This window comes from Neisseria dumasiana, from assembly GCF_022870885.1.
Lineage (GTDB): Bacteria > Pseudomonadota > Gammaproteobacteria > Burkholderiales > Neisseriaceae > Neisseria > Neisseria dumasiana.
Genome location: NZ_CP091509.1, coordinates 1,230,558 through 1,241,727, shown reverse-complemented (window position 1 = coordinate 1,241,727; position 11,170 = coordinate 1,230,558). Strand labels below are relative to the sequence as shown.

The 11,170-nt window shown below is 47.9% G+C and carries 9 protein-coding genes and 1 tRNA gene; 3 read left to right on the top strand and 7 right to left on the bottom strand.

Annotation, left to right across the window (positions count from 1 at the left end; all coding sequences use genetic code 11):
* Positions 1 to 34: 34 nt before the first annotated feature.
* Positions 35 to 2,827, bottom strand: coding sequence for a type VI secretion system Vgr family protein (locus LVJ88_RS05630; RefSeq protein WP_244694188.1), 2,793 nt, complete (start codon positions 2,825 to 2,827; stop codon positions 35 to 37).
* 191 nt (positions 2,828 to 3,018) lie between these two features.
* On the opposite strand from LVJ88_RS05630, the gene LVJ88_RS05625 reads away from it, so the two are divergent.
* On the top strand, positions 3,019 to 4,026 hold the full coding sequence (locus LVJ88_RS05625; RefSeq protein ID WP_085418960.1) for an IS5 family transposase: 1,008 nt from the start codon (positions 3,019 to 3,021) through the stop codon (positions 4,024 to 4,026).
* Positions 4,027 to 4,379: 353 nt separating this feature from the next.
* Here the strand turns inward: LVJ88_RS05625 and LVJ88_RS05620 are convergent.
* From LVJ88_RS05620 to rbfA, 5 genes are all read right to left on the bottom strand, one after another.
* Positions 4,380 to 4,455: transfer RNA gene (locus tag LVJ88_RS05620), tRNA-Asn, on the bottom strand.
* A gap of 180 nt (positions 4,456 to 4,635) precedes the next feature.
* On the bottom strand, positions 4,636 to 4,842 hold the full coding sequence (locus LVJ88_RS05615; protein ID WP_085356509.1) for a YbdD/YjiX family protein: 207 nt from the start codon (positions 4,840 to 4,842) through the stop codon (positions 4,636 to 4,638).
* Positions 4,832 to 6,904 (bottom strand): carbon starvation CstA family protein, encoded by a 2,073-nt coding sequence (locus tag LVJ88_RS05610; protein ID WP_085356545.1) that lies wholly within the window; start codon positions 6,902 to 6,904, stop codon positions 4,832 to 4,834. The genes LVJ88_RS05615 and LVJ88_RS05610 overlap by 11 nt, the downstream gene beginning before the upstream one ends.
* A 505-nt stretch (positions 6,905 to 7,409) precedes the next feature.
* Positions 7,410 to 8,330 (bottom strand): tRNA pseudouridine(55) synthase TruB, encoded by a 921-nt coding sequence (gene truB / locus LVJ88_RS05605; protein ID WP_085418962.1) that lies wholly within the window; start codon positions 8,328 to 8,330, stop codon positions 7,410 to 7,412.
* Positions 8,331 to 8,384: 54 nt separating this feature from the next.
* The gene (rbfA, locus tag LVJ88_RS05600) at positions 8,385 to 8,756 is read right to left on the bottom strand and encodes a 30S ribosome-binding factor RbfA (RefSeq protein ID WP_085356507.1); all 372 of its coding nucleotides are present in this window, start codon (positions 8,754 to 8,756) and stop codon (positions 8,385 to 8,387) included.
* A gap of 439 nt (positions 8,757 to 9,195) precedes the next feature.
* On the opposite strand from rbfA, the gene LVJ88_RS05595 reads away from it, so the two are divergent.
* Positions 9,196 to 9,792 carry a Slam-dependent surface lipoprotein gene (locus LVJ88_RS05595; protein WP_085418963.1) on the top strand — a complete coding sequence of 199 codons (597 nt, stop codon included), beginning with the start codon at positions 9,196 to 9,198 and terminating at the stop codon, positions 9,790 to 9,792.
* A 52-nt stretch (positions 9,793 to 9,844) separates the two neighbouring features.
* Here the strand turns inward: LVJ88_RS05595 and LVJ88_RS05590 are convergent, their stop codons facing one another.
* Entirely contained in the window at positions 9,845 to 10,498 is a 654-nt protein-coding gene (locus LVJ88_RS05590) for an IS1595 family transposase (RefSeq protein ID WP_085417784.1), read from the bottom strand.
* 48 nt (positions 10,499 to 10,546) lie between these two features.
* Between LVJ88_RS05590 and LVJ88_RS05585 the strand changes: the two genes are divergently transcribed.
* On the top strand, positions 10,547 to 10,969 hold the full coding sequence (locus tag LVJ88_RS05585; protein ID WP_085418265.1) for a DUF2846 domain-containing protein: 423 nt from the start codon (positions 10,547 to 10,549) through the stop codon (positions 10,967 to 10,969).
* Positions 10,970 to 11,170 lie beyond the last annotated feature (201 nt).

Genomic DNA, 11,170 nt, shown 5'->3' with positions numbered 1-11,170 from the left:
CTGATATAGTTGTAAAAAATTATTTAACTTCCGATTATTTCTTTTTGATATTAGATGTAATCTTTTCAGTTAAAACAAGCTGTTGATTTATGGACAAGCTTTTAGCTAAATCTTTATAAGATCGGGATTTTATGTTGTCGGAAACTTGCTTTAATGCTTGTGCTTGTGAGACCAAATTTTTGGTATCTGCTAAAAGTGTGTCTACTTCTTTTTTGGCGATTTCAAATTGTGCAATTTGATTTTTATCTGAAGTAGTTTGTTTTCCAATTGGTAAGACTCTAAAAGCATCTTCGATAATATCTTTATCACTATGGCCATCTCTCGGATCTTTACTAAATACTACCTTCGCAGCACCTTCAGCCAGTCCGCTCACAACTGCATAACCATTACTATCTAAAATACCTTTACGTACTTGCCCGGAACTATCGATAACAGTGTATTCACCTCCAGCTACACCGTCTTTCTTTTGCGTTGCATAGTAATGAAGCAGCTCTAGTTGGCCTTTAGCTACTTTCGGCATGGTACCTTTTACAGATTTACTAGAGGGGCCAGTACTTTGCCAGCCAGAAGATTTATTGATGATTTGCCCAGGTGTGCCAATCTCGACATTGCCGCCACCTAAAGTAATATAAGAACCATCACACACTAATGTTAGCTTTTTAGAGGCGGAAATAGTTATTTCACCGTTTACGCTATCGATGCGGATATCTTTGGCTGCTGCGACCGTAATATTATCTTGTTGTGCCTGTAGCGTTATGTCTCCTTTGGACGCAACCATTTTGATGCCTAGGGTTTGGGCAAAAAAGCTGATCAATTCGCCAGCTGCAACAGTGAATTTCTTGAAGACACTGTTGTGGATATTGTTGCCAGCGGTATGAAGAATATTTTCAGTAGCACTGATTTGAATGTGCTTTGGTGTGCTCAATACGATACCAGCTGGCGCACTGGCAATCAGGCCGGCATTTTTCAAACCTTTAGCATCAAGTTCACTCAGACTGCTGCTGCCGTATTGGCCGCCTTGATCCATTAAATCTTTACTACCGCTATTTACATCTTGATCACCTAATGGGGTTTCCGCACGTTTGGCTGCTTTAGCTAAACCCTGTGCCATATCCAACGCTTCTTTTAATTGTTGGATAGTTGCTTCCATATCTAAAACTTCACCATTAGCAGCACTTTGGGCGTTGGCTGATAGAAATAAGCCTTTGCCTGCGCGTACAGAACCCCAATGGTCAGTACGCAGCTCAAAGCCTTGTCCATCATCACCTCGGAGCTTTCGTTCGCTGTCGACGATATGACCGAGGTTGAGTTGGGTTTTGCCGTATTCGGTCGCCAGTTTGATGTGTTCCTGACCCTGTTTGTCTTCCATCCGCAGTTTGTTGTTCGCCCAGGTGCGGATAACGTTGCGGGTGTTCCAGTCTGCGGGAACGTGGTCGGGGTGGGAACTGTCGTGCATTACCCCGCTGATGTAAGGCCTGTCGGGATTACCCTGTACAAACGACAGCATCACTTCGGTGCCTTCGTGTAAGGGGAAGTGTTGGCCGTAGTCGGGGCCGGCATAGGGTTTGGCTAGGCGGATGGGGCGGCTTTCCCCGCCCGGGCTCCATTCGTCGAGGTCGAACGGCAGTTTGACGCGATAGCGCCCCATGTTGTCGATATAGGCGTAGGTGTAGTTGCCGGGGCTGGTGACTCTGGCGGGTAGGCTGCCCTGTATCTTAGGCAGCGGGGTGATGCGTTCGGGGCGGAAGATGCTGTCGGCGGGGATGGCGGTAAAACTGTGGCTGTACGCTTGACCGCGGCTGCCCCTATGGGTGAGCGACACCACCAGCCAGCCGTTGGGCGCTTCGCTGAAGCTCGGGGCCGTCTGAAACACTTGGCCGGGGCTGAGGGCGGTAATGTTGCCGCTGCCGGAGGCAACAATACGGCGGCTGTGGTTGAGCTGTTGCAGTAAGGCCGTCTGAAGTTGCGCTTCCTCGGGGGTCTTTTGATGCAAACCCCAATGGCTGTCGCTGCCGAGTAAGACGCTGCTGTCGCTTTCCTTATCTTTAGCTGTTACTTGGGACGACAAATCGGTATCGGCATCGCGGTAGTTGTAGTCGCCGACGCGGATGGATTCGAGAATCGGGTTGTGTTTCACCTGTAAGGCGAACACCGCTTCTTCACCGACGCTCTCCAACCCACCATGAGGGCGGTAGGGATACAGATGACGGTTGTCGCGAAAATAATGGGCGGCATCGTCGCCGAATACCGCCACCTCGCCATATTGGGCGTTCTGCTCGAAGGCATACCAAATGCCTTCTTCTTCGCACAGCCGGTTGATAAAGGCGAAGTCGCTTTCCTGATACTGGGTCACATACTCGCGCACACCGTATTCGCGGGAAGTGTTAAAGCGGAAATCGACGCCGGAGAAGCCGTGGTGTTTCAGTAATGAAGCAATAATGTCGGGAACGTTTTGGTTTTGAAACAGCCGCGAAGTGCGATGATGCTTCAATGCGGCGATACGGGGTTCCAATACCATGCGGTAACGGGTTTCGTCGGCCGATACCAACAGCTTCTCACACGAAGTGATGATACCGCTCCATTCCTTCAACGCTTGGGGCGCGATCATCCCTTCGATCAATCCCAACGCATCAGAGCTTACCGGTGTTACCGTAAACTTGACCGCCTGATTAATGTATGACGACAGCGGTAAATCAGAATCAACAGAAGTGAGTTCGATGTCGAGGCGGTAGGCTGTGTTTAAGGCTTCGGCGGCGGTGAAGGAGGCGACGGAGAGGGAGGGACTGAAGCGGGAGAAGGTGAGGCGGTAGGATTGGGTTTGGGTCATCGCGAGTGTTCCAAAAGCGGTGTGTCAAAGTATCGGAATTCAAGATATATGCTTTGGCAATATAGCAGAATAGATATTTATTTTCTATTTACATATGACAAAAGGCCGTCTGAAATTTCAGACGGCCGAGACCTTTGCAAAATTCCCCACAATCCCCTAAATTCCCTACCAAGACATTTAGGGGATTTTTCATGAGCACCTTCTTTCAGCAAACCGCACAAGCCATGATTGCCAAACACATCGGCCGCTTCCCCCTGTTGAAGTTGGAGCAGGTGATTGATTGGCAACCGATCGAACATTACCTCAACCATCAAAGAACCCGCTACCTTCGAGACCACCGCGGCCGTCCCGCCTATCCCCTGCTATCCATGTTCAAAGCCATTCTACTCGGCCAATGGCACAGCCTTTCCGACCCTGAACTCGAATACAGCCTCATCACCCGTATCGATTTTCAACTCTTCTGCCGCTTTGACAACTTTTGCATTCCCGACCACAGCACCCTCTGCCGTTTCCGCAACTGGCTGGCGCAAGACAACACCTTGGCCGAATTACTGGATCTGATTAACCGCCAACTGACTGACAAGGGTTTAAAAGTAGAGAAAGCATCCGCCGCCATCGTTGACGCCACCATTATTCAGACGGCCGGCGGCAAACAGCGTCAGGCCACAGAAGTGGATGACGAAGGGCGGGTCAACAGCCAAACCACACCGAGTAAAGACAGCGATGCCCGTTGGGTAAAGAAAGACGGCCGCTTCCATCTGGGTTACAAACAACATACCCGTACCGATGCGGAAGGCTATATTGAGAAACTGCACATCACTGCCGCCAATGCCCATGAGTACAAACACCTGCTGCCTTTGTTGGAAGGCCTAGCCAAAGGCACGACTGTCTATGCCGATAAAGGCTACGACAGTATGGAAAACCGGCAACATCTGGAAGAACATCAGTTGCGGGACGGCATCATGTGCAAATCCCACCGCAACCGGCCGCTAACGGAAGCGCAAACCAAACGTAACCGACACTTATCGAAAACCCGTTATGTGGTCGAACAAAGCTTTGGTACGCTGCACCGTAAATTCTGCCATGCCCGGGCAACTTATTTTGGCCTGAGCAAAGTGAGTGCGCAAAGCCATCTGAAGGCGATGTGTTTGAACCTGTTGAAAGCAGCCAACAGGCTACGTGCGCCTGTTGCCATCTGAAAGGCAGCTCAGATACCCGATTATCGGGTATTTGAGAAGAATAAAGGGGATATTTAGAACGGAAAACAGCCGAAATCCTGTGTTTGGGTTTCGGCTGTTGGGTAAAGGGGCTATTTTGCAAAGGTCTCGGCCTTTTGTCATATGTAAATTGCTCGTGCAATGGGTTTCTTATGGAATAAGTTTCTTAATTTTTAGGTTCGATGAGAAAAGAGCATTAAACTAATAAGACGGTAGATATTTTTGATTGTGTAACAAAGGTATTTTAAAAGTTTTGTAAAATTTGAGACCGTCTATCAAACCGTCTAAAAACAAGATAGGCCGCAATTGCTTGCGGCCTATCTTGTTGATTTATTTGGCTCCCCGACCTGGGCTCGAACCAGGGACCTGCGGATTAACAGTCCGTCGCTCTACCGACTGAGCTATCGGGGAAGAAGTCGACATTATAGCTTGGTTTTTATAATCGTCAATATATTTTTAATCCGTTTATATGAAAATAGATTAATAATATGAATTGTAATGAAATTTATTTTGGCTGGATGGAGGCCGTCTGAAAAAACTCCCGCCTTCATCGGCGGGAGTTTTTCTTTCAGGATGTTTTCAGATGATGAACTAACAGCATCGTCCGCCATTGCTTCCGCTGCGGCGCTTGCTGCAGTAATCCTGAAATTGCAATTTCGTCATCACCGGCGCATTAGGGTTGTGTTTGCGTTGACGGGCAACATAGTTTTCATAGTCGGGTACGCCAACCATCAGGCTGCCGGTCAGGCGTGCTGTTTTCCATGCGCGTTTGATGAATTGCAATAAATTATGACTCATTACTTTGAACCTCGTTACGGTAAACCGCAGGCACTTCTTTGGCAGTAGGCCATGCTACTTTACGCGCTTTCAAGGCAACCCGCAATCCGTATATGGCTACGATAACGACGATGGAAAGGAACAAGATGGTTAAACCAGAGTTAACATAGTCGTTAAATGCGATACGGCTCATTTGCTCTAAGTCTTTAGCCGGAGCCAAAACTTCACCGCGTGCCGCCGCATCGTTGAATTTAGCGGCATGTGCCAAGAAGCTGATTCTGGGGTCGCTGTGGAACAGTTTTTGCAAACCGGCATAGCAGGTTACGAATAAAACCAATACCGCAGGAACAAGCGGAACCCATACATAACGTTCGCGTTTCATTTTCACGAGCACCACGGAACACATAATCAGGGCTACACCGGCCAGCATTTGGTTGGCGATACCGAACAAAGGCCAGAGTGAGTTGATACCGCCCAGCGGATCGGTTACGCCGGTATAAAGGAAGTAGCCCCAGAAAGTAACAGCCAAGAAAGTCGCAAACAGGTTGGCGGGAAGCGAATCGGTGTTGCCGAAAGGTTTGTAGAATACGCTGCCCAAATCTTGGATCATAAAGCGGGCAACGCGGGTACCTGCGTCCACCGCGGTCAGAATGAAAAGCGCTTCAAACAAGAGAGCGAAGTGATACCAGAACGCCATCATGGCTTCGCCGGGAATCAGTTGGCTCATGATGTGTGCCATACCTACGGCCAAAGTCGGTGCGCCACCGGCACGCGACAGAATGGTGTTTTCACCTACTTCTTTAGCCGTGTGCAATAAAGTGTCGGCAGTAACGGGGAAGCCCAGTTGGTTAGTAATCACTTGTGCGGCTTGAGCAGCGTCGGTGCCGATAAGGGCAGTGGGGCTGTTCATGGCAAAGTACACGCCGGGATCAAGTGATGCGGCGGCCGCCAAAGCCATAATGGCCACAAAGCTTTCCATCAGCATGCCGCCGTAGCCGATCATGCGTACGTGGGTTTCGTTTTCCACCATTTTCGGCGTGGTACCTGAAGAAATCAGGGCATGGAAGCCTGAAACCGCACCGCAGGCAATGGTGATGAACAAGAAGGGGAACAAGCTGCCTGAGAATACGGGGCCGGTGCCGTCGATAAATCGGGTAACAGCGGGCATTTGCAGAGCGGGGCTGACAATCAGAATGCCGATAGCCAAGGCAATGATGGTACCGATTTTCAGGAAGGTTGAAAGATAATCGCGCGGAGTCAACAGCAGCCATACGGGCAATACTGCGGCCACGAAGCCGTAGATCATAATTGCCCAAGTCAGCTGGATGCCGTCTAAATCAAAGTAGTGTGCAAACGAGCTTTGTGCAACATTCTCACCGTAAATGATGGCCAACATCAGCAGAATAAAGCCGACGATGGAAATTTCACCGATTTTGCCGGGACGGATATAACGGGTATAGATGCCCATAAACAGTGCAATCGGCATGGTGGCGGCAATGGTGAACGTACCCCACGGGCTGTGTACCAGTGCTTTAACCACAATCAATGCCAACACGGCCATGATGATGACCATAATCATCAAAATACCGATAGAAGCAATAACACCGGCGGTAGTGCCCAGCTCTTGTTTGACGATATCGCCCAACGATTTACCGTCGCGGCGCATAGAAACAAACAGCACCATCATATCTTGAACGGCACCGGCAAAAACCACGCCGAAAATAATCCACAGCGTGCCGGGCAAATAACCCATTTGCGCTGCCAACACCGGGCCGACCAACGGGCCTGCGCCTGCAATGGCGGCAAAGTGGTGGCCGAACAATACGCCTTTGTGTGTGGGCACATAATCCAAACCGTCGTTATGGCGTTCGGCCGGGGTTAAGCGGTTGGGGTCGAGTGCCATCACCTGTTTGGCAATGTACAGGCTGTAAAAGCGGTAGGCGATACAGTAAACGGAAATGGCGGCAACCACCATCCATACCGCGCTCACCTGCTCGCCCCTGTGGATGGCAAGCGTAGTAAAGGAGGCCAGGCCGACCAATACCACTATGCCCCAGATCAGAAACGTTTTGAGATGTTTCATAAAGACCTCGCAAGTTTGTTGAGATAAAAGCAATTGTTTGGTTACGTTTTATAGTAGAAGCTGAGAGCCTGTTCAAAATCTTCGTTCGACGGAGGTTTTATCCTGTCAAACCGCCTTTCAAAGAAACGGTGAACAGACTGCGAAAGTGAGCAAGAATCAAGGCAAAACAGGAATCATGCAGCATGATTGGAAACAGGCGGATGCAATCTGAAGCGGGAAAGATGCTTGTAAAGGTATCCCCTGCGTCTGTACTGCATGCGCATGTTTACGCACGAACCGCATGAAAATTCACGGCAGCCTTGTGTAAATTATAGTTGTGTAACGTGAACAATCGTTGCTAGGTTAGCACAGTTCTTATCAGAACGATATGCAGGCGCAAGCCAACAAGGATATGCATTGAGCAAAATCAAACTATCAGAGGGAAAATCGGGCTTTTTACAGCCGATTTCCCCCTATTTGATTGCTTTTTTGAATAATAACTTTAGTGATGTGAAATAAAGCGCAATTATGTTGCCGTATTCATCAACCGCAGCGCTTTCAGACGGCCTGTTTCAATCTGATACTCGACCAAGCCGATAAAAGTGCCGTTTTCGTCATAAATCCGAATCGGCATATCGGAAGAAACACTGTTGCCGGAATGCGCCGGCTGCTGACCGAACTTGAGCAACCGAACAGACGGTTCGGGCAAAACAAGACGGGGGAGGTGTTCGACCAGCACATCGCAAGGCAGCAGCAAACCGTCGCGTGCGGCTTCGTCCAACCCTTCCAATTTTTCGAGCGTATGCGTTTGCCCTATCGAAAAACCGGCGGTTTCGGTGCGGCGCAGCGCGGTCAGATGGGCGAAAGTGCCGATATGTTTGGCGATGTCCTCACTCAGTGTGCGAATGTAAGTGCCTTTGCTGCAACGCACATCAATTACGGCTTCGGGCGGGCTAAAGGATTGGATATCGATGGAATAAATGGTAATGTCGCGCGGCTTGCGCTCGATGACTATGCCTTTGCGGGCGTATTCATAAAGCGGTTTGCCCTCATGCTTCAATGCCGAAAACATCGGCGGCACTTGTCGGATAGAGCCGGTCAATGCCCGACAGGCCGTCTGAAAATCTTCGTATGGAATATCGGCACGGCCCGTGGCAACAACCTCGCCTTCGGCATCGCCGGTTGAAGTCGCTTCGCCGAGTTTGAGTGTGGCTGTGTAGGCTTTGTCGGCATCCAACAGATATTGTGCGAATTTGGTGGCTTCGCCGAAACATACGGGAAGCAGGCCGGTGGCGATCGGGTCGAGCACGCCGGTATGGCCGGCTTTTTCGGCGCGGTAGAGACGGCGGGCTTTCTGCAAGGCGGTATTGCTCGACAATCCTTGTGGTTTGTCGAGCAGAAGTACGCCGTTCACGGCGCGTTTTTGCGGTTTGGAAAACGGGTTCATAAATGTGTAAAGGTTTCAGGCCGTCTGAACGGGCTGTTCAGACGGCCTGCCGTATTAATCTTCAACAGGCTTTTCTGCCGCAACTTTATCGATAAGATGGGAAATGCTCATGCCGCGCTCGAGCGATTCGTCATACTTGAAATGCAGCTCGGGTGTTTTAAACAGCTTGATGCGCTTGGATAATTCGGTGCGCAGATAACCTTTGGCATGTTCGAGCGCATCTTCGGTGATCTCACGGGTGCTGTCGTCAAGCACGGTGTAGTAAATCGTGGCATGACTGTAATCACGGGTTACGTCCACTTCGTTAATGGTAATAAAGCCTGCTCGCGGGTCTTTCAGGCCGGTGCGCACCAGTTCGGCCATTTCGCGCATAATCTGTTCTTTAACACGGTCTTGGCGGGCATAGCCGCGCTGTGGTTTTCTCATGGTATTCCTTGATCATCAATAATGCCGTCTGAAAGCACATTCAGACGGCCGAGCATATGTCGAAACGTGATTATACTGTTTTTGCGCTAAGCAGGGTATGCGGCAGATAATCAATAATATACCTTCGGAGTGAAAAAGAGATCGTATCTGCATCATGCGGTTATTCAAACACAGATTGGTTTTTCACTTCTCAAAACACAACGAGTTATTCGGCAACTGTAAATTCATGACTATTAAATAAAACAAAAGGTTAGTATTGTTCATTTTTGAATTATTTTACAAACAAAATCATAAAGATAATTTACAAAAAGCTAAAAAATAAAATAAATAGTTGATTAAAAATAAAAATAATGAAAAAATTTTTACACAGTCAGCTCGGCTGTGCCATCTACTAAAAAAATGAACTTTTAATCTTTAAATACAGAAGGATCTTGTCTACATGAAAAAAATTTTTCTTACTGTTTTGGCCTCGACTTTATTAGCCGCCTGCGGCAGCGGCGGAGCAGGTACAACCACCACTCCAGACGGCACTAAAATTAACCTCGAACTCAGCCCTAAAGGAGCCATCGAAGCAGATACTACCGATGGTAAATTAAAAGGTTGGAATCAAGATTCATCATTTTACGGAGCATGGCTAAATAACAGCGGTCACTTCCAAGAAATACGCTATCAAGGTACGCTAACACCTGAAAAAAATATACCTAACTCAGGTTCGGCTACTTACCACGGTAATGCCGTGCGTAACGACAGCATCGATAACGACATTCTCTTGGATGCAAAAAGTCGTATTCATGTTGATTTTGGAAATAAAACTGTTAGTGGCGAGATAGAAATGCCTGGATTACGCAGAAATATTTCTTTGCACGAGGGGCGTCTGAATGGAGCATCTTACTCTGGAACTGCCAGTGTAATTGGCAACAATGGAGGACGATATCAGGGAGGGTTATTCGGGAAGCATTATGAAGAGACCGCAGGTGTTGTTAAATTCGACAATAATCCGAGCCTTGATACTGCTTTTGGCGGTAAGCGTTATTAAATTGATCAACTAATTTAAAGGGATTAAAACTTGGGGCTGAAGTAGATTAGCCCTAAACACCACACCAAAGCCGCAAAGTTTTTAACTGCTGCTTTGGTGTCCCGAAGTTAAAACGAAACTCACATTCTTTCAAGAACAGAGGAAAAGATTTTCGGTCAATTCCGTTGTATTTGCGCAAGACACGTTTCGCCTGATTCCAAAAATTCTCAATGCCGTTGATATGGTTGTGTCGGTCGGCAAACTTTTTGCTGTGATTAATCCTGTGATGGTGAAAACCGCTGACATCCAACACGTCGTAACTGCTCAGGCAGTCCGTATAAACTACGCTATCAGGTGTAATTTTCCTTGTAATAACAGGAAATAAACTTTCCTTTCGGGCATTATTCACTACAACCGTATAAACCTTACCTCCACGTTTAAGGATACCGAAAACCACCACTTTACCTGCTGCTCCCCTACCGCGCTTTCCTTTACGCTTACCGCCGAAATAGCTCTCATCCAATTCTATAGTGCCCTCAAAAACCTGATCTGCTTCCAAAGCCAAATGATGGCTGATAACAAGACGGATTTTACGGTAGAAGAGAATAGCCGTATTGGGCTGAATACCCAAGATATCGGCAGCAGAACGTGCGGTTACCTCCAATACAAAATATTCAAGCAGTTTTCTTTGCAGACTCTTCTTTAACTTACAGTGGGTTATCTTCATTTTGGCAGCCTATCATGACTGCTAATCTACGTCAGCCCCTAAAACTTTATGCTGAATAAAATATTTACCATAGGTACTTTAGCTTTTCTATTAGCCGCCTGCGGAGCAACCGGCACGCAGTTCTCTGCCCTTGAAGCACCTTCCGAAGGACAAAGTAAACTTTATGTTTACCGCTCTCCTTCTTTCAAAGGTGCAGCTATTCATTATGATGTATATGCGGGGGAACAAAAAATCGGCAATATCCGCAACGGCGGTTATATCAGTAAAGAATTGGCTCCGGGAGATTACGAAATTTGGGCCAAAACAGAAGCGCGCCGAAGCGTAACGATTCCGCTACGGGCCAATGAAGTCCAATGTGTCAAAGCAAGCGTCGGCTTTGGTGCATTTGTCGGCCGACCTAAACTGGAAAGTGTATCGCTGGATCAGTGCAAAGCAGAGATAACTGCAACAAAAGCAAGTTTGAACCCATAAGCCATAAGCAAAATAAACTGCAAAGGCCGTCTGTAATATATTTGCAGACGGTTTATTTTATTTTGCCAAACCCGCGAAAATATCGGAAACTCAGCGTTTTCTGAAAAAAACCGTATGCAAACCGTGCTACCATGCTTTTCAGACGGCCTTACCTTATATGTCCAATATAACTCAAACCGTTTGCCTCAAACGGCTCTTCCT